At 69.8% G+C, this 19,270-nt stretch carries 9 protein-coding genes and 1 pseudogene; 5 read left to right on the top strand and 5 right to left on the bottom strand.

Annotation, left to right across the window (positions count from 1 at the left end; translation table 11 throughout):
- Positions 1 to 213 precede the first annotated feature (213 nt).
- From JFB92_RS03350 to narI, 4 genes are read left to right on the top strand one after another with little or no spacing between them, the layout of a single operon-like run.
- Positions 214 to 3,897, top strand: a complete 3,684-nt coding sequence (locus JFB92_RS03350) for a nitrate reductase subunit alpha (protein ID WP_199034897.1) — start codon at positions 214 to 216, stop codon at positions 3,895 to 3,897.
- Positions 3,897 to 5,579 carry a nitrate reductase subunit beta gene (gene narH, locus JFB92_RS03345; protein ID WP_199034895.1) on the top strand — a complete coding sequence of 561 codons (1,683 nt, stop codon included), beginning with the start codon at positions 3,897 to 3,899 and terminating at the stop codon, positions 5,577 to 5,579. The genes JFB92_RS03350 and narH overlap by 1 nt, the downstream gene beginning before the upstream one ends.
- A complete protein-coding gene (gene narJ, locus JFB92_RS03340; protein WP_199034893.1) occupies positions 5,576 to 6,217 on the top strand; it encodes a nitrate reductase molybdenum cofactor assembly chaperone in 642 nt (213 codons plus the stop codon). The genes narH and narJ overlap by 4 nt, the downstream gene beginning before the upstream one ends.
- Positions 6,214 to 6,957: a respiratory nitrate reductase subunit gamma gene (narI, locus tag JFB92_RS03335; RefSeq protein WP_199034891.1), complete on the top strand. Its 744-nt coding sequence runs from the start codon at positions 6,214 to 6,216 to the stop codon at positions 6,955 to 6,957. The genes narJ and narI overlap by 4 nt, the downstream gene beginning before the upstream one ends.
- Positions 6,958 to 6,993: 36 nt before the next feature.
- Here narI and JFB92_RS25200 read toward each other — a convergent pair.
- The 5 genes and pseudogenes from JFB92_RS25200 to JFB92_RS03315 all read right to left on the bottom strand — a co-directional run.
- Positions 6,994 to 7,389, bottom strand: a pseudogene (locus tag JFB92_RS25200) (pyridoxamine 5'-phosphate oxidase family protein); the annotation flags it as partial.
- Between the two features lie 305 nt (positions 7,390 to 7,694).
- The gene (locus JFB92_RS03330) at positions 7,695 to 8,012 is read right to left on the bottom strand and encodes a hypothetical protein (protein WP_199034889.1); all 318 of its coding nucleotides are present in this window, start codon (positions 8,010 to 8,012) and stop codon (positions 7,695 to 7,697) included.
- Between the two features lie 204 nt (positions 8,013 to 8,216).
- Positions 8,217 to 8,816, bottom strand: coding sequence for a DUF4333 domain-containing protein (locus tag JFB92_RS03325; RefSeq protein WP_199034887.1), 600 nt, complete (start codon positions 8,814 to 8,816; stop codon positions 8,217 to 8,219).
- A 122-nt stretch (positions 8,817 to 8,938) separates the two neighbouring features.
- Complete coding sequence (locus JFB92_RS03320; protein ID WP_199034883.1) at positions 8,939 to 12,670, bottom strand: nSTAND1 domain-containing NTPase; 3,732 nt, start codon at positions 12,668 to 12,670, stop codon at positions 8,939 to 8,941.
- A 12-nt stretch (positions 12,671 to 12,682) separates the two neighbouring features.
- Positions 12,683 to 14,194, bottom strand: coding sequence for a WD40 repeat domain-containing protein (locus JFB92_RS03315; RefSeq protein WP_199034882.1), 1,512 nt, complete (start codon positions 14,192 to 14,194; stop codon positions 12,683 to 12,685).
- A gap of 376 nt (positions 14,195 to 14,570) precedes the next feature.
- Between JFB92_RS03315 and JFB92_RS03310 the strand changes: the two genes are divergently transcribed.
- Positions 14,571 to 19,262 carry a tetratricopeptide repeat protein gene (locus JFB92_RS03310; protein ID WP_199034880.1) on the top strand — a complete coding sequence of 1,564 codons (4,692 nt, stop codon included), beginning with the start codon at positions 14,571 to 14,573 and terminating at the stop codon, positions 19,260 to 19,262.
- The last annotated feature ends 8 nt before the right edge of the window (positions 19,263 to 19,270 follow it).

Here is a 19,270-nt window from a genome sequence, read left to right as displayed (position 1 = left end):
TCGGTCTCCCGGCGGGTTCTGTCGTCTTGCGGCGAGGGCAAGCATGGCAACGGGGATGCGATGTCGGCGGCGGGCCAAGGGCCCCGAATCAGTATGACGATTGCGCTTCCTTCACGGGACCAAAGCCCCTAATCTGACGGTGGTGTCCCTGGTTCCATTCGTTGTCTGGCCGTGAAGGCGAATCGCATCGATGATCTGAGAGGGGCGAATCGCGTGGCTCCACCGCACGAGACCACTGACGGGCCGGCCGACCTGCTGCTGCGGACCGGGGTGTTCCTGACCCGGTCCGAGACCACCGGGGACCTGCACACCGTGTTCAAGGACGGCGGCCGGGACGGCGACGTGTTCTACCGCGACCGCTGGAGTCACGACAAGGTCGTGCGCTCGACCCACGGCGTGAACTGCACAGGGTCGTGCTCGTGGAACGTCTACGTCAAGGACGGGATCATCACCTGGGAGACCCAGGCGACCGACTACCCGTCCGTGGGCCCCGACCGCCCGGAGTACGAGCCGCGCGGCTGCCCCCGCGGCGCCGCTTTCTCCTGGTACACCTACTCGCCCACCCGGGTGCGCTATCCGTACGGACGCGGTGTCCTGATCGAGATGTACCGCGAAGCCAAGGCCAGGCTGGGCGACCCGGTCGCCGCCTGGACCGAGATCACCACCGACCCCGACAAGCGCCACCGCTACCAGTCCGCGCGCGGCAAGGGCGGACTGGTGCGCATCGGCTGGGACGAGGCGGTCGAGATCGCCGCGGCCGCCCACGTGCACACCATCGGCGCCTACGGCCCCGACCGCATCGCCGGGTTCAGCCCGATCCCGGCGATGTCGCAGGTCTCCCACGGCGTCGGCGCCCGGTTCGTGAACCTGCTCGGCGGATCGATGCTGTCGTTCTACGACTGGTACGCCGACCTGCCGATCGCCTCACCGCAGGTGTTCGGCGACCAGACCGATGTGCCCGAGTCCGGGGACTGGTGGGACGCCGCCTACCTCGTCCTGTGGGGCTCGAACGTCCCGGTCACGCGCACCCCCGACGCGCACTGGATGGCCGAGGCCCGCTACCGGGGTCAGAAGGTCGTGGTCGTCTCACCCGACTACTCGGACGCCACTAAATTCGCCGACGAGTGGCTGGCTCCGCACCCGGGGACCGACGGCGCGCTGGCGATGGCGATGGGCCACGTGATCCTCAGCGAGCACTTCGGAGGGCGCGGCGAGGCCGGTCCCACTCCGGAGTTCGACCGGTACGTCCGCAAGTTCACCGACCTGCCCTTCCTCATAGAGCTATCCGAACAGGACGGATATCAGGTGCCCGGCAAGTTCCTGAACCGGGCCGCGCTCGGCGTCGACGAACCGTACGCCGAGTGGAAGCCGATGTTCGTCGACGAATCCACCGACGAGGTCGTGGCCCCCAACGGCACCCTCGGCGACCGGTGGGACCCGGACCACCCGGGACGATGGAACCTCGACCTCGGCGAACACAAGCCCCGCCTGAGCCTCTACGGCGAGGGCGCCGAGACCGCCGAGATCCGCCTGCCCCGCTTCGACTGCGACGGGGACCACCTGGTGCGGGGCGTCCCGGTGCGCCGTGTCGGCGACCGCACCGTCACGACCGTGTTCGACCTGCTCATGGCTCAATACGGGGTCCACCGGCCCGGACTGCCCGGGACCTGGCCCAGCGGCTACGACGATCCGACCGAACCCTGCACGCCCGCCTGGCAGGAGTCGATCACGGCCGTCTCGGCCGAGCGGGCCGTCCGCATCGCCCGCGAGTTCGCCGACACCGCGAAGGCCACCGGCGGACGCGCCATGATCATCCTCGGCGCGGGCACCAACCAGTGGTTCCACGGCGACACCATGTACCGCGCCTTCTTCACCCTGCTGCTGCTTACCGGCTGCCAGGGCGTCAACGGCGGAGGCTGGGCCCACTACGTCGGCCAGGAGAAGTGCCGCACGCACACCGGCTGGGCCACGTACGCCTCGGCGATGGACTGGACCCGCCCGGCGCGCTTCATGGCCGGAACCGCCTACTGGTATCTGCACACCGACCAGTGGCGATACGACACCTACAACGCCGACGCCCTCACCTCCGCCACCGGTCCCGGCGCCCTCGCCGGGAAGCACACCGCCGACCTCGTGGCGGCCTCGGCCCGCATGGGCTGGATGCCCTCGTACCCGACCTTCGACCGCAATCCGCTCGCCCTCGGCCGCGAGGCGGCCGACGCGGGCAAACCGCCGGGGGAGTACATCGCCGAGCAGCTCGCCTCCGGCGAACTGCGCTTCGCCGCCGAGGACCCCGACGCGCCCGAGAACTGGCCCCGGGTGCTGACCGTGTGGCGGGCCAACCTGCTGGGCTCCTCGGCCAAGGGCAACGAGTACTTCTTGCGCCACCTCCTCGGCACCGCCTCCGCGGTCCAGGGCGCCGAGGCCGGCCCCGAGCACCGGCCCGCCGACGTGACCTGGCACGAGGACGCACCCGAGGGCAAACTCGACCTGCTCTTGTCGCTGGACTTCAGGATGACCAGCACGACGCTCATGTCCGACATCGTGCTGCCCGCGGCCACCTGGTATGAGAAACACGACCTGTCCACCACCGACATGCATCCGTTCGTGCACGCCTTCTCCCCGGCGATCGACCCGCCCTGGCAGGCGCGCACCGATTTCGAGGCATTCCAGACCCTCGCGAAGCGCTTCTCGCAGCTCGCCGAGACCCACCTCGGCACCGGCACCGACATCGTGGCCGCGCCGCACCAGCACGACAGCCCCGGCGAGCTCGCCCAGCCCGGCGGCATCGCCCCGGACTGGAAGCCCGCAGGCGCGACTCCGATCCCCGGCAGCACCATGCCGAACCTCATCGCCGTCGAGCGCGACTACCCGGCCGTCGCCGCCAAACTCGCCGCGATCGGCCCGCTCGCCGAGACCGCCGGGCTCCCCGTCAAAGGCGTCTCGTTCACACCCGACGCCGAGATCCGCTGGCTCGCCGAACGCAACGGCACCGTCCCGAGCGGTCCGGCCGCCGGCAGGCCCGCGATCGACACCGACGTCAAGGTCTGCGAGATGATCCTGGCCCTGTCGGGCACCAGCAACGGCCGCCTCGCCGCCCAGGGCTTCACGCGCCTCGCCGAGCGCACCGGCACCGACTTCGACGAGCTCATCCACGCCTCGAGCGAGCGGCGGGTGGTCTTCAGCGACACCCAGAGGGGTCCCACACCGGTCGGCGCCAGCCCGGAATGGTCGGGCAAGGAGTCCCACGACCGGCGATACTCGCCGTTCACCATCAACGTCGAGCACGACAAGCCCTGGCACACCCTGACCGGAAGAATGCACTTCTACGTCGACCACGACTGGATGCACGAATTCGGGGAGGCGCTGCCGGTCTACCGCCCGCCGCTGAACATGCACGAACTGTTCGACGAGCCGCGGATCGGCCCGACCGGCGAACGCGAGGTGACCGTCAGATACCTCACGCCGCACTCGAAGTGGTCCATCCACTCCGAATACCAGGACAACCTGCTGATGCTGACGCTCTCGCGCGGCGGCCCGACGATCTGGATGAGCCCGGCCGACGCCGAGGTCATCGGCGCGGCGGACAACGACTGGGTCGAAGCGGTGAACCGCAACGGCGTGGTGTCGGCGCGTCTGGTGGTCTCACACCGGATGCCGACCGGGACGGTCTACATGTACCACGCCCAGGAGCGGGTCGTGAACGTGCCGAAGACCGAGACCACCGGCAAGCGGGGCGGCATCCACAACTCCCTGACCCGCCTGCTGATCAAGCCGACCCACCTGATCGGCGGCTACGCGCAGTTCAGCTACGCGTTCAACTACATCGGACCGACCGGCAACCAGCGAGACGAAGTGACGGTGGTCCGCAAGCGCACCACGGAGGTGACCTATTGATGGCCCCCGAACGGATCGGCAAGGTAATGGCCCAAGTCGCGATGGTCATGAACCTCGACAAATGCATCGGCTGCCACACCTGCTCGGTCACCTGCAAACAGGCGTGGACCAACCGCAGCGGCGTCGAATACGTCTGGTTCAACAACGTCGAGACCCGTCCCGGCCAGGGCTATCCTCGCCGCTACGAAGACCAGGAACGCTGGGAAGGCGGATGGAAACGCACCCGGACCGGCCGCCTCAAACCCAAGGCCGGCGGGCGGCTCAAGAAGCTCGCGACGATCTTCGCCAACCCCAAGATGCCGTCCATCCAGGACTACTACGAGCCCTGGACGTACGACTACGAGAACCTCATCACCGCCCCGCTCGGCGACGACATCCCCGTCGCCCGGCCCCGCTCGCTCATCTCGGGCGAACCCATGGACATCTCATGGAGTGCCAACTGGGACGACGACCTCGGCGGCGGCGAGGAGCTCGGCTCGCAGGACCCTATCGCGCAGAAGCTCGGCGAACAGGTCAAGTTCTCATTCGAAGAGACCTTCATGTTCTATCTGCCGCGCATCTGCGAGCACTGCCTCAACCCCTCCTGTGTCGCCAGCTGCCCCTCGGGCGCGATGTACAAGCGCGCCGAGGACGGCATCGTCTTGGTCGACCAGGACAAGTGCCGCGGCTGGCGCATGTGCGTCACCGGCTGCCCCTACAAGAAGGTCTACTTCAACCACAAGACCGGCAAGGCCGAGAAGTGCACGCTCTGCTATCCGCGCATCGAGGTCGGCCAGCCGACGGTGTGTTCCGAGACCTGTGTCGGCCGCCTGCGCTACCTCGGCGTCGTCCTCTACGACGCCGAGCGCGTGAGGGCCGCGGCCGCCGTCAAGGACGAGGAGGACCTCTACCCCGCGCAGCTCGAGGTCCTCCTCGACCCGAACGACCCCGAAGTCCGCGCCGCGGCCCGCCGCGACGGCATCCCCGACCGCTGGATCGAGTCAGCACAGCGCAGCCCGATCCACCTCCTGGTCAAGGAATTCGGCGTTGCGCTCCCGTTGCACCCGGAGTACCGGACCATGCCGATGGTCTGGTACATCCCGCCGCTATCACCCGTGGTCGACTCCCTCACCTCCACCGGCCACGACGGTGAGGACGCCGGAAACCTGTTCGGCGCCATCGACGCACTGCGCATCCCGGTCGAATACCTCGCCGAGCTGTTCACCGCCGGCGACCCCGCCCCGGTCGAGGCCACGCTCCGCAAGCTCGCCGCGATGCGCTCCTACATGCGCCGCATCAACCTCGGACAGGACCGCGACGAGTCCATCGCCGAATCGGTCGGCATGACCGGCACCGACATCGAACGCATGTACCGGCTCCTGGCGCTCGCCAAATACGACGAGCGGTACGTCATCCCCACCGCCTACGGCGTCGACGAGACCGACAAAGGCGTCATCGAGGAGATCGGGTGCAGCCTCGACTTCGACGGCGGCCCCGGCATGGGCGGTATGGGCGGACCGACCCCCTTCGGCGAAGCCTCCGGACGGCCCGAACCGGCCACCGTGGAGAACTTCCACGCCCTGCGCGACCGGCAGACCAGCGACGAGCGCTCCGGCCCGCCACGGCGGGTCAACCTGCTCAACTGGGACGGCAACGGCCGCCCGCCGGGCCTGTTCCCGCCCAAGAAGGAGGACCAGGCATGAACGCCCTGATCAGGCAGGCCGCCGCCGTGCTGCTGTGCTACCCCGACCGCGACTTCTATGACCGGCTCGGCCTGGTGCGGACGGCGATAGCCGAAGCACCGCAGGACCGCGCGGCCCGCTCCTTGAACCGGTTCGCCGACCACGCCGCCGCCACCGGCGAGATCGACCTCGGCGCCCACTTCGTGCAGACCTTCGACATGAGGCGGCGCCGCGCCCTGCACATGACCTACTACACCGACGGCGACACGCGGCGGCGCGGCCACGCGCTGGCCAGGCTCAAGGAGATCTACGCCGGCTGCGGCTGGCGGCTGGCCGATGACGAATTGCCCGACCACCTTTCGGTACTCCTCGAATTCGCCGCCCGCGGCGACCGGGAATGGGGTCGGCGCCTCCTCGCGGCGTTCCAGCCCGGCATCGAGCTGCTCCGCAGCGCCCTGCACGAACACGGCACCCCCTACGCCGACGTCCTCGACGCCGTCGCCTTCACATTGCCGCCGCCCGGCGACGAGACCCGCCGCCAGGCCATGCGTCTCGCCACCGGAGGTCCGCCCTCCGAAGACGTCGGACTCGACCCGTACGGCGGGGTGATCCCGCTCGGCATGCCGACCGTCCTCGACCCCGCCGGAGGATCCCGATGACCCCGACCTCGCTCGATTACCTCGCGTGGGGCGCACTGCCGTACGTGGTGCTGGCCGTCCTCGTAGGCGGTACGGTCTGGCGCTACCGCTACGACCGGTTCGGCTGGACCACCCGATCCTCGCAGCTGTACGAATCCCGGCTGCTGCGGATCGCCAGCCCTGTGTTCCACTTCGGGCTCCTCGTGGTGATCGTAGGGCACGCGGTCGGCCTCCTGATCCCCGAGTCGTGGACCCACGCGGTGGGCCTGAGCGACGAGGCGTACCACGTCCTGGCGCTCTCCATGGGCGTCATCGCCGGGATCGCCACCCTCGGCGGGATCGCCCTGCTGATCTACCGGCGCCGCACCACCGGCCCGGTCTTCAGCGCCACCACCGTCAACGACAAGACCATGTACCTGGTGCTGACCGCCGCGATCGTCTCGGGCCTGGCGGTGACGCTCCTGTCGGCCTACAGCGGCTTCACCGGCGGCGTGGAGGTCGACTACCGCCAGACCGTCTCGGTGTGGTTCCGCAGCATCTGGGTCCTGCAACCGGACGTCGCGGCGATGTCGGCGGCCTCGACCGGCTTCAAGATCCATGTCCTGATCGGCCTCGGTCTGTTCTCACTCTTCCCGTTCAGCCGCCTGGTCCACGCCTTCAGTGCGCCCGTGGGCTACCTGTTCCGGCCCTACATCGTCTACCGCTCCCGCGGCCGCGAACCGGCGCGCTCCACCAGGCCCGTCCGCCGCGGCTGGAGTTGACAGCTTCGGGAAAGTGAGGCGGAAGCCGGAGACGACCTGCGGCTTGATGGCGATCACGGTGTCCACCGGGTGGTCGATCCACGTTCGGACCTGGCGTGCGAGGCGCTTGGCCCGGCTGGGATCGTCGACCACGTAGGCCGTGCCGGAGACGACCACGCTCCAGCCCAGACGGCCGTGCGGATCGATCTCGTCCGCCTGGTAGGCCACCACCAGGCCGCCCGCCTTCAGCACCGACTTCGCGAACGCCGTCTCGCCCCTGGTATGGACGATGACCTCCTCGTCGACGACGACGTGGTTGAGCGGGCGAACGGTGGGCAGCCCTCCGATCGTGAACACGACGCGCCCGAACGAGGCGCGCGCGAGCAGCCCGAGTGCCTGGGCACGATCGAGCTCGATGAGTTTTCGCTGCGTCTGCACCGGAATTCCCCCCATGACAACTGGTACTAGTGCAATCGTCGCCGTTCGGGCGGGAGTGCGGGAGGGGCGAAGGTCCCGGCCCGCAGAGCAGGAGGTCTGTCGAGCGGCGTCGCGGGATGGATCCTGGATCTCCTCAACCCACCCGAACCACCCAATTCGACCGCGGTGCAGAAGGATCAGCACCAGGACCTCAGTGCGTGGATGGAGGGGGCATATCGGTCGCACTTCTCGCCCGGTATCACCGTCGGACCCGGGCGACCTCGCAGGTCTGGTGGGTCGGCCGGTGTCGGTAGTCGCTGACCTGGTGGTGGTACGGCGCGTCAGGTGGACGGGAATGGGCCGTTCGAGAGGCTGATGATCACCCACAGGGCCATGACGACCAGGGCCCCGAGTCCGCCGAAGAACCCGCCGGCCGCGGCGCTGCGGTTGGTGGCGAGGCCGGTGCGGGCCCGGTTGAGGCCGATGGCGCCGAAGACGACGGCCAGCAGAGCGACGGGCCAGGTGAAAAGGTAGAGCATCGGCAGCCACAAGAACGCGAACGCGATCAGCGCGAGGACGAGCGCGGTGGTGCCGATGCCGTTCTCGGGTGGCCGATCACCCCGGGGCGGAATGGGTGCGTCGGTGAAGGGGTCGATCATGAGGGCTTCCTGATCATTGGCGGTCGGGCTGCCGCCCGCAATACCGGCTGAGCACCATCCCTACAGGACTTGTGATCGGCCCCGACTCATCGCGGCCTTCGCGTGACGAACCGCGCTCCGAACCAGTGAGGGCGGCCAGCTGGAGACCAGCGTTCCCGGCCATTCAACTGGCCTCCCATCGTGGCGGCCGTCTTGTGAAGAACACTAGGGCCAGTTGATTCGGTAGCCGTCGTCGACGATCTCGACCTCCGCGGAGACGGTCGGTTGTTCCGGGGCCTCGATCCGGCATTCGATCGTCGCGCCCGGTTGCTGCGGGAAGATGCTCGGGCAGGTGACGCTGGTGGGGCGCTGGCCGTTCCTGGTCTCGTAGCTCCTGGAGATCTCGGCCTCGAGATCCGTCCGGCTGAAGGAACCGTCGGATTGGGCCAGGACTCCGGCGACTGCGGCGGCGAGGATCAGCCAGCGGATGACGGGCCTTCGCCTGGCTTGGGGCGCCGCGACGTGCACGATCACCCTGTTCTGCTGCTTCTCCCTGTCCGACTTGATCTTGCGGAAGACGACGACCAGAACGATGATGAATGCGATGGCGGCGAACACCGTGTTGCCCCCGATCTCGAGCTGGGCCGACGATCCGGCGGCATTTCGGACCGAGTCCTCGCTCGCGAGGGCTTCCGTCCGGGCGGCGCCGGATTCGGCGGCCTCGGTAGCGGAGGCGGGAAGTGCCGCCGTGAACACGTCGATGAGCGTGACCGCGGCGGCCGTCAGCAGACCGCTGCATTCGGAGTGATTGTTGACTCGATGCATTTGAAGGGCCTTTCGGTTCGAAGCTGGCAATCGGGCGCCCTTACTTCGAACTCTCGCATCCAGTCCACAGTGATCACCAGTGCCGCGGAGTTGTCCGGACACAGTTTGACAAGGTCAGAGCCTTAACAGGGCGGCCGGTACTCGACCCCGGGCACGTGCCGCTCCCATTCCTCGCGGGTGATGACCACTCCCGCCGTGGAGCAGATCGACTCGATGGCCGCACCGGGCTCGGTCAGCCACAACTGCGGCGCCGGATCGGTTCCGGCCCCGGCGATGACCGCGCCGTCGCGGCTGAACTCGGCCGTGATCAGTGAACTGGACCCGCTCAGCTCCGCATACCGTCGCGGCGAGGCGGGGTCTTCGAGGCTCCAGATGATGCCGCTGCCGTCGTAGCTCGCCCCGACCAGGTACTCGGCATCGGGGCTGAGCGAGACGTTCTGGATCGTGGCCCCGTTGCCCCGCAGTGTGACCGGCCGCGGAGCCGAGGCGAGGTCGTCGGCCTCCCACAGATAGGCGTTGCCGTTGTCGTTGGCCGCCGCCAGGAACGAGCCGTCCGGAGCGAAACCCAGGGAGCTGAAGTTCTGCAGCGCATCGTCGGCGGGCAGGGTGAGCTCGACCGGTCCGCCGAGCCCCGCCGCCTCCCACAGCTGGACGGTTCCCGGTCCGCTGGTCACCAGCGTCTCGCCGTCCGGCGAGTACACGAGCCCGTACATCTCCCCGTCGGCGGTTCGCGAATGGACCGGCTCCGGGCCCGCGTCCAGGTCCCAGACCGCGAGCTCGCCGTCGCTGCTCACCGCCGCGATCCGGGTGCCGTCGGGGGAGAACGCGATCTGGTAGGAGAAGACGTCCAGGCCGGTGAGCGCCCGCGGGGGCGCGTCGGGCTCGGTGAGGTCCCAGACCCAGATGCGGCCGTCGAGATCGGCCGAGGCGAGGAGCGAACCGTCGACGGTCCCGGTCACCAACGTGATGAGACGGCCCCCTTCCGGCCGCAGTTCGCCGATCGGGCCGCGGGCCGCTCCCGGCTCGCCGACATCCCAGAGCCAGATGGCCGCGTCGTTGCTGGCGGCGGCGAGCGTCGAACCGTCACCGAGGAAGTAGACGTTCCTGACCACCTCGGTCGGCGAGGTGAGCACCGGGCCCGGCAGGGTCCAGCGCTGCACGTCCCCGTCGGCAAAGCCGACGAAGACCGCGCCGTCCTCGGGGCTGACGACCACCTCCTCGGCCGGGCTGTCGCTCGGGAACCACGAGGCTCCGCCGCTCTCGTGGTTCCACAGCCACAGGCCGTCGGTCGCGGCGGAGGCCAGGAACGGGGTGCCCGGGACGAATGCGATCGCGTCCGCCCACCCGGCGGGCCCGGTGAGCTCGGTCAGCGGCTCGAGGCTCCCGGTGTCCCACAGGACGACCGGGCCCGCCGAGGTACCGGCGGCGAGAAGGCTCCCGTCGGGGCTGAACGCGATGCTGACGAAACGCTCGTGGCCCACGTCGAGGAGCATCGGCTCCGAATCCGCATCGGCGGCTTCGAGATCGTGGACGGCGACGAGCCCGTCGTACCCGGCGGCCGCCAGAAGCGAGCCGTCCGGACTGAAGGCCGTCCCGAGGATCCGGCCCCCGGGACCCCGCAGGCGCAGCGGTTCGCCGCCGAGATCCGGATCGGACCAGAGCCACAGGTCGGTGTCGGTGCCGACCGCGACCGCGCCCGAAGGCAGGTGCACGTCGATGAAGTTCACCGGACCTACCGGTCCGGTCGCGGTCGCGGCGAGGCGCGGGTCCGAAGGAGACGAGAAGTCGTGCAGGTACACCGTGCCGCTGTCGCCCGCGCTGTAGAGCATCCCGTCGGCCCGCCACCGCACCGACCTGGTGACCTCGTCCACTTCGGGCAGATTCGAGACGAGCAGTGCGGGCTCGGACGGCTCGGCGGTGTCCCACACCCACGCCTCGCCGTTGTCGGGAGCGGCGGCCAGGCGGTCGCCGTCGGGACTGACGGCCATGCGGTCGACCACGGCCGGTGCCGTGCCCGGCAGGCGGGTGATCGCGGGGATCGCCGTGGCCGACAGCAGCGCCGAGCGCGCCTCGAGCGTCGGCGCCGTCGCATAGGCGGCGACGGCGAGCTGCCTGGCCAGAGCGGGATCGGACTCGCGCAGCTGCTCGGACCGCGCCGCGATGAAGCGCGATTCGGCCTCGACGCGCTGCCGCTCGGCCTGCGAGTGCTGGTTGATGGCGATGAACATGCTCACCAGGCTGGCCGCGAGCAGCACGGCCATCGTGGCGGTCAGGGCGCGGCGGAGGCCCTGCGTGCGCTCCGCGCGCACCTGGGCGGCTTCGAGGAACTCCTCCTCCAAGGTCGACAGCGGCGCGTCCGGACCGAGCTGCTCCCGGATCGCCTCCAGGCGGCGCCGCGGGTACAGATAGGAGTTGTCACGGCCGTGCCGCCTCCAGCGGTCCACCGAGCGCCACAGTTCGCTCCGGGCCGCGAGCCGCTGCCGGTCGGCCTCGATCCACTCGGTCAGGCGAGGCCAGGCCCGCAGGATGACGTCGTGCGCCAGCGTGAGGCCGTCCGAGTCGAGGACCACGAGCCTGGAGGCGATGAGCCGCCCGGCGACCCGGTCCACTTCGGTGTTGGCGCCCCGAAGCGCGTCGAACTGGTCGCCGGGGATGTGGCGGCGGGTGAGCGGCAGGTCCTCCTGGACGCTCACCATATGCGTCAGCAGTTCCTTCGCGGTGCGCTGCTCGTCGGTGCCGAAGTCCCCCCACGTCTCCTCCGCCATCCGCTTGACGATGTCGGCCAGGCCGCCGGTCTGTCTGTAGTCGGCCGCGCTCATCGAGCCGCGGCTGCCCCTGCCCCACAGGTCCCGCAGGGCGAGCGCGAGCAGCGGCAGCGTCCCGGCCGCGGTGACGTCGTCCGTGTCGAGGTCGCTCAGCAGCCGCGCGGTGAGGTCCGGCTCGACTTCGGTGTGGACGGCCCTGGCCGGCCCCTCGATGGCGGCGGTGAGCTGCCCGGTGCTCATGGGCCCGACCGCGACCTGGCGGTCCGAGGCGATCTCGGTGAGGAACCGGTAGCGGAGGACGTGCTCGTAGAAGTCGGCCCGCATCACCACGACCACGAACGCCTCCGGGGCGTTCGCCTCGGCGCAGGCTTTGAGCGCCTTGAGGAATCGCATGCGCTCGGCCGGATCGACCTCCTCCGACCAGAGCTCCTCCATCTGGTCGACGACGATCACGAGCCGCTCCGTCCCGCGCTCCTCCAGCGCGGCCGCGAGGGCCTTCGCGGGGGTCGGCCCCGGCGTGATCCGCTCGACGGTCCAGTCGGCGAATCGCTCGTCCTCCTCGACCGTGGCCACGACGGCCACGTTGACCAGGGACGACTTGCCCGATCCCGACGGTCCGACGAGGAGCATCGAGCGCGTTCCGGTCTCGATGCCGTCGCCGAGCAGATCGCGGATGCGTTCGGTGAGCTCTTCCCGGCCGAAGAACCATTCGCGCTCGTCCGGTTCGAACGGCCGCAGGCCCGGGTAGGGAACGGTCTCGTCGGCCGACCGCGGCCCGGGCGCGGTGGCGACCCGGTCCAGGGCCGCCGACCAGGCCTCCAGCTGCGCCGGGTCGTCGATGCCGTATCCGGTCCGCAGCAATTGTGCGAACAGCTTGCCGTTCTCCCCGCGGGCGTGCGGCAGGTGCTTGCCGTTCACGTAGCCGTGGACCGCTTGATACGACAGCTCGATGTGGCGGCTGACTTCGCGGAAGGTCTTGCCCGACTGGTCGTGGAGCCGCTTGAGTGCTTCGAAGAACTCGATTCTGGTCTGGATCCGGGACGGATCGACGAAGTGGGCCTTCGAGGGTTCTGGCGAGGAGTCCGGCATCATCGCTCCAGTTCAGCAAGGGTTCTGATAGGGGACGCCGGGGACGTGGCGTCGCCATTCCTCCGGTGTGATGGGGGAGCCGACCGCGGCGCAGATCGTCTCGGCGGCCGCCTCGGGGTCGGTGGTCCACAGGCGGGCTCCGGGGTCGTCTCCGCCCACGGCCACTGTGGACCCGTCGGCGTCGAAGTCCACGGCTCGCAGACCGCCGTCGGTGCCGGAGAGGTTGGCGTACCGCCGCGGGTTCCGCGGATCCTCCTTGTTCCAGATGATCACCGTCCCGTCGAAGCTGGCCGCCGCCAGCATCTCGCCGTCCGGGCTGAAGTCGACCACGGCGATCCTGGCGCCGTCGCCCTCCAAGGCGGGCAGCTCCTGCGGGGCGGTCGGGTCGGTGACGTCCCACAGGTAGACGTGGCCGTCGGCGCTTCCGGCGGCGAGGAGCGTCCCGGTCGGGTCGAAGGTGGTCCAGATGATCAGCTGCTCGGGGCCGGTGAGCGGCTCTCCCAACTGCCGCGGCCGGCCGTCAGGGGTGTCCCACAGCCTGACGCTGAGGTCGAAGCCGCCCGTGGCCAGCAGGTCGCCGTCCGGTGCGTAGCGCACGGTGTAGAGCGGGCTGCCGGGCGTGACCTCCAGCGAGTGGATCGGCTCGGCGTCGCTGTCGCGGTTCCACAGCCACAGGCCGTCGCTGGCCGCGGCCGCCAGGAACGAGGTGCCCGGGAGGAAGACGAGCGAGTACAGCCAGTTCGACGGGCCGCCGAGCTCGCCCGCGAGCGTCGGCTCCTCGCCCAGTTCCCACAGTTTCACCGCCCCGCTGGTGTCTCCGGTGGCGAGGACGTCGCCTTCGGGGCTGAAGGCGACCGTCATGAGCCGGTTCGAACTGGCGTCGATGCGAGCCGTCTCGGTTCCGGAGGCCACATCGTGGATCCAGGCGGTGCCCTCGAAGTCCGCGACCGCGACGCGGTCGCCGTCGGGGCTGAAGGCCAGGTGCTTGATCGGGCCGCCCGAGCCTTCGACGGCGACCGGGGTGCCGCCGAGGTCCGGATCGGCCCACAGCCAGAGGGCGCCGTCGATCCCTCCGACCGCGACGGTTCCCGTCCGGGGATCGGTCGTGTCGCGGATGCGCCGGACGGCCCCGGTGACGTCGTCGCGGCCGAAGTACCAGGGGCGGTCCTCTTCGCGGAACGGCTGGAGCCCCGGGTAGGGAGTGGGCTCGTCGGTCGGCCGGGGCCCGGGGCGGGCGGCCACGCGCCGCAGTGCCGCCTTCCACGCCTCCAGTTCGTCCGGGTCGGTGACGCCGTAGCCGGTGCGCAGCAGTTCCATGAACGGCTCGATGTTGCGTCCGTTGGAGCGGGGCAGGTGCTTGCCCTTGACGTAGTCGTTGATGGCCTGGCGGCTCAGTTCGATGCGGTCGCTGATTTCCCGGAGGGTCAGCGCCGAGTGGTGGTGCAGCTCCCGGATCGCGGCCGTGAACTCGGTGCGGGTCTCGATCCCACGTGGGTCGGGCGAGGGATTGGGAGCGTCGATCATGTTCCGCCTCAAGGGTAGTCGACTAGGAGCTGAGGGTGTCCGACGACAGTAGATTATGAACGTTGATGGACGGGGTCATCCACTCGATCCATTGTCGCGTACTTTCATGATCGATTTCACCCGGACAGCGGTGTCCGATACCGTTATTTAAACGTGCTGAACATAGGCTCTTGAAGAATGATCATGGTGTGCGCTGTGGATGGTGAAAATATGCTTCGAATTTCCGCTGTCCGAGCCTGTCCGGACAATTCTCGGAGCCTTTATGATGCGGCCGAGAACCGATTGAATGGAGGTCGAACCAGACGCAGCGCTCCGCTCGGCCCGCGACCCCTCCAGGTCGAAGCCGCGGCGGCCACAGGATCATCAGGGGCCCGAGATGTCCGAGAGACTCAGAATCCTCCGCGAACTCAAGCTCTACGACCTCGCGGCGAAGGAACTCGAGAAATGCGACCACACCGACCCGTCCGTGCTCTTCGAGAAGATGCGCATCTTCCGCGACACCCAGCAATTCGATGAACTCGAGGAACACCTCTCCCATCCCATGACCGACGATCCGCGCCTGCTGTCGGAGCAAGTGCGGCTGCTCAATGCGAAAGGCGAACAGCCGCGCCTCAGCGAATTCCTCCAAGAGGCCGGCGCGCTGCTCGAGACCCCCGACGCCGCCGGCCGACCCGAGGACCTCGCCTTCCTCGCCTGCGCGGCCGCCGAGGCGCTCGCCGACCGGGGACAGGTCAGGAGCGGACTGGCCCTGCTCAAATACGGGCCCGTCGACTCCCAACTGCGATCGGCCGCACCGGTCTTCTCCACCCAGGTCGACCTGCTGCTCAAGCTCGGCTGGTACGACGCGGTCCGCCGCCTGTCCAATCAGGTCGAGCTCGACTCCGACGCCGCCGAAGCCGACCTCGAACGGATCCGCCGGCTCGTCGTCGCCGGACGGGCCCACGGCCAGACCGGCGACCTCGAATCGGCGATACGCTGCCTCGACCGGGCCCAGCGCGCGTCCGCCGACCACTTCCTCGAGACCGGCGTGAACTACCCGTGGGTCTGGCGGTGGCGCGCCCACACCCTCCGCACCGGCGGCAGGCGCACCGAGATGGTCGAACGGCGCGCCGAACTCGTCGAACTGTGGGACGACGCGGCCAAACAGGACCTGTGGCGCGGCAACGACAGCCCGGCCCGGGGCCTCAAGGTCGCCGAGAGCCCCACCATGGCGATCGAACGCGCCCGAGCGGCCATGTGGCGCTACGACGGCGGTGAACCACACCAGGTCCGGGACGCGCTCAAACGGATCGAGGCGGTCAAGGTCGGCTTCACCGAGCTCGTCAACACCAAGGCCCAACTGCTCCACCAGCTCGGCGACCACGCCGGACTCCGCCGTCTCATGCACGAGCACCGCAACAGCTACGCCCCGCAGCTCGAGTACACCCGCCTGTTCCTCGACAGCGGCCGCCACGAGGTCGCCGCCGAGATGGCCGACTCGGTGATCCTGCTCCGCCCCGACTCGGCCGACGCCCTGCTCATCCGGGTCCACATCGAAGCGCTCAGCCGGACCCCGGACCAGACCGGCGACCGCGCCATGCCCGAAGTGGACCTGCTCCTCGCCCGGATCCCCGAAGACGCCCCCACGATCGCGCTCGCCGCCGAGCGCCTGGCGCAGAACGGGCACTTCCGAGAATCGGAGCGGCTCTTCGCCCACCTGACCGGCAACAACCCGGCCAACGGCCCCGGCTGGGCCGGCCGGCTCCAGTCCGCGGTCTGGAACCGCGACTGGGCCCTCGCCGACGCGATCGAGTCCTCGTTCGACAGCGCCGAGATACCGCCCGCCGACCGCGCGCTCGGCGCCCCGGCGTCGGTCCCCTCCAACTGGATCACCCTCGCCAAGGCCCTCGCCCGCGCCGCCAGGTTCGACCTCGACGCCGCCGACGAACTGCTCGAGAAGTCGGGCAGGGACCTGGTCGACCAGGCCCTCAAAGACACCGACGAGGTGAGCCCGAAGTCCTGGCGGGAATGGCGGGCGGCCGCGATGTCGCGCTCCCTCGGCGGCGAGTTCGGCGGTCCCTGGGAATGGCGCGTGGAGAGCCTGCGCTGGCGCCACCGCCTCCCCGAGGCGCTGCGGCTGTGCGAGGAGGTCATGGAGCGCACCCGCAACAACACCACCGTGCTCGGCAAGTACGGCTGGGTGCTCCTCGACTGCAACGACCCCGAGGCCGCCGAGCGGCAGTTCAACCGGGCGCTGGCGATCAACCCGATGTCGGACGGCGCCTGGCGCGGCCGGATCCGCGCGCTGCGGACCCAGTGCAAGCACGCGGAAGCCTTCGAGTGCGCCGAGCGCGCGCAGCGGGTCCTGCGCAACGACCCCGCCGTCATGTGCGAGAAGGCATGGCTCCTCGCGTCGGCCCACCGGCTCGAGGCGGCCGTCGAGGCGCTCGACGAGGCGCTCGTATACGCCCCGAACCACGCCAGCGCCCTCGCCTGGCGGGTCATATTCCTCTCCAATCTGCGCGACCACTCGCGGGCGCTCGCCGAGTCCGAGAAGGCGTGCCTGCGCCGCCCGGACAGCGTCGAGGTCTGGGAGGCCCGCTGCCTGGCCCTGCTGCGGCGCGGCTGGGACGACGAGGCGCAGCGCGCCGTCGCCGACGCCAGAACGGCCATGCGCGCCGGGCACGTGACCTCGGACGGCCCGATCGACATCGGGGTCGAGCAGTTCGCCGCCGGGGTGCTCGCCCAATGCGGCGCGACGTTCTCCGACTGCGAGGTCGTCATCGAGAACCTCCGCCGACTGGGGCCGACCCAGGCGACCACGAGGATCATCGCCGGCCTCTACCGGCACCACCTCAAACTCGACGAGGCGCGCAAGACGATCGAGGAGTTCGGCGGCTGGCGCGACGACTTCGAACTGCTCAGCGAGCACGCCGAGGTCGCCGCGGTCAACGTGCCCGAGCACGGCGGGGACGAGTACGACAGCGCGGGCCTGCGGCGCGGCCTGAGCGAGCGGCGCGGCTTCGACGAGGCCGACGACGACCTCGCCGGGGCCCGGGCGATCAACCCATACTCGCCCACCGCGATCCGCAGGCAGGTCCACCTGTGGAACTCCCAGCGGCGGTTCGACGACTCGGTGCGGCTCCTCGAGCGCTCCCGCCGGTTCTTCGACAACGACTTCGTGATCGACGTCCTGCTCGCCGAGACGCGGCTGATGTGCGGCGAATCCGCCGACGCCGCCCGGATCTGCGAGCGGGTCGCGGAGCGGTACGAGGAACCCGGTCACCGGGCGATCTGGCTGCGGATCGTCCACATTCGCGCCGTGCGCGCGCAAGGGCTGGTGCGCGAATCGCTCGCGATGGCGCTCGACCTGCTCGGACACCACCCGGTGAGCCGGCGCTCCCGGCTGACCCTCGCCAGAGGACTCGAGGACCTCAACCGCACCGACCAGGCCCTCGACCTGCTCGAACGGACCCTGGCCGAGCTGCCGCTGTACCCGCCCATCGGCGAGAACGCCGCCCTGTTCTGCCGCATGCGCGGCGAGTTCGAGCGCGGCCGCGCGGTGATCGCGAAGGCCCTGCGGCACTACAACCGCCGCGACGGCGAGCCGGTCTACGAGCGGGCCGATTCGGGGCTCCTGGCCGAACTGGTGCTGAACCACGCCGCACAGGCCAGCCGCGAAGGCGACGGTCGGTCGTGGAAACTCGCGGAGCACTTCGCCCTCGAGATCATCGGCCGCCCCGACATCCACTCGAAGTGCCTTGGGCAGATCAGCCTCGGCTGGTGCCGGATCTACCAGGGACGCCCCTGGGAGGCCGAGGACAGCTTCGCGCTCGCCCTCGACACCGGGATCTGCTCCACCGAGGCCCGGTTCGGGCTGGCGATGGCCCTGCTCCACCGGGCCGACCGGGAACGCGATCCGGGAAGTCGGCGCGAACTCCTCGAACGGGCCCTGGCCGAGGCTCGGCGCAACATCGCGGACGCCGACTTCGAGCGCTCGCTCCTGCTGGCCGGCCAGGCCGCCTACCAGCTCGGGGACTGGGAGCAGGCCGAACGCCACTTCAAGGAGTCCATCAAGTGCCATCCGATCCACGGCGGGCACCTTGAGCTGGCGATCGTCCTCAACCACCGCGGCCGGCTCGAAGGGGCGCTCGCCGTGGGGGAGTCCGCCCTCGACCTCCGCCACCCGGACGCCAAACTCCTGGCCGTCCTGGGCTACACCAGGATTCGGATGGCGACCGAGGACAAGGCCGACTCGGCCACATTCGCTCGGGGCGCCGAGGAGATCGACCGGGCACTGCTGATGGACCGGACCGACCCCACGGTGCTGTCGGCGGTGGTGTACGCGGCGACGCACACGACCCTCTACCACGTCTCGACCGCGCGTTCGCTGATCCGGGAGGCGCTGGGCGCGAAGCGCAATCGCGACAGCGTGTCCTCCACGGCGAACCTCCAGCTGATGCTCGCCGAGCTCACGTTGCGCCACCGGCGGTTCCGGACCAACTGGCGCGAGTGGCTCCGGCCGACCGCGAAGCACTGGGCGAAACAGGTCCGCGCCGTCACCGACGACCCGCGCGCCCGCGCGATCCTGGAGAGCCGCGCCCACACTCGCGCCGTCGCCCTTGCGGCGCAGCGGACACGGACGTTCGAGCGGCGGCGCCTCGAATCCGAGGGCCAGCGGATCCGCCCCGGCTGGATCCCGCAGGCCCTCGTGATCGCCCTCGGGATCGGAATCGGCACGGCGGGAGTCATCGCCGGCCTGTTCACGTCCGGCTCGACCTTCGCCGTCAGCGCCTCGTTCCTGGGGGCGACGCTGGTCGTGGTCGGGGCCGTGCTCCCGAAACTGCGGAGCCTGCGCATCCGGGACGTCGAGTTGAACCTGGCCTCCGAGATGGAGCTGACCGGCGCGCTCGCCATCCCCGCGTCGCTGTCACTGAGGTCGGTGATCATGCCGCAGGTCGCGGCCGGCCAGAGCGAACGCGAATGGCGGCCCGAACCGGCCCTGAAACTGCTGGGACCGGCCGTAGGCCCGATGATCACCGGCCACTACGCCTACCGCGACGCCTACTACCCCTGGAAGACCCGATGAGCGCCCGA

The sequence above is a fragment of the Glycomyces salinus genome (assembly GCF_016428645.1).
GTDB classification, from domain to species: Bacteria; Actinomycetota; Actinomycetes; order Mycobacteriales; family Micromonosporaceae; genus Glycomyces; species Glycomyces salinus.
Note: the sequence above shows the minus strand (reverse complement) of the source record. Positions and strands in the feature narration are given on the sequence as shown.

Bases quoted from the DNA above. Each gene is read 5' to 3' on its own strand.
- narH (WP_199034895.1), top strand. From the start codon at position 3,897: ATGGCCCCCGAACGGATCGGCAAGGTAATGGCCCAAGTCGCGATGGTC.
- narJ (WP_199034893.1), top strand. From the start codon at position 5,576: ATGAACGCCCTGATCAGGCAGGCCGCCGCCGTGCTGCTGTGCTACCCC.
- narI (WP_199034891.1), top strand. From the start codon at position 6,214: ATGACCCCGACCTCGCTCGATTACCTCGCGTGGGGCGCACTGCCGTAC.
- JFB92_RS03330 (WP_199034889.1), bottom strand. From the start codon at position 8,012: ATGATCGACCCCTTCACCGACGCACCCATTCCGCCCCGGGGTGATCGG.
- JFB92_RS03325 (WP_199034887.1), bottom strand. From the start codon at position 8,816: ATGCATCGAGTCAACAATCACTCCGAATGCAGCGGTCTGCTGACGGCC.
- JFB92_RS03320 (WP_199034883.1), bottom strand. From the start codon at position 12,670: ATGCCGGACTCCTCGCCAGAACCCTCGAAGGCCCACTTCGTCGATCCG.
- JFB92_RS03315 (WP_199034882.1), bottom strand. From the start codon at position 14,194: ATGATCGACGCTCCCAATCCCTCGCCCGACCCACGTGGGATCGAGACC.
- JFB92_RS03310 (WP_199034880.1), top strand. From the start codon at position 14,571: ATGTCCGAGAGACTCAGAATCCTCCGCGAACTCAAGCTCTACGACCTC.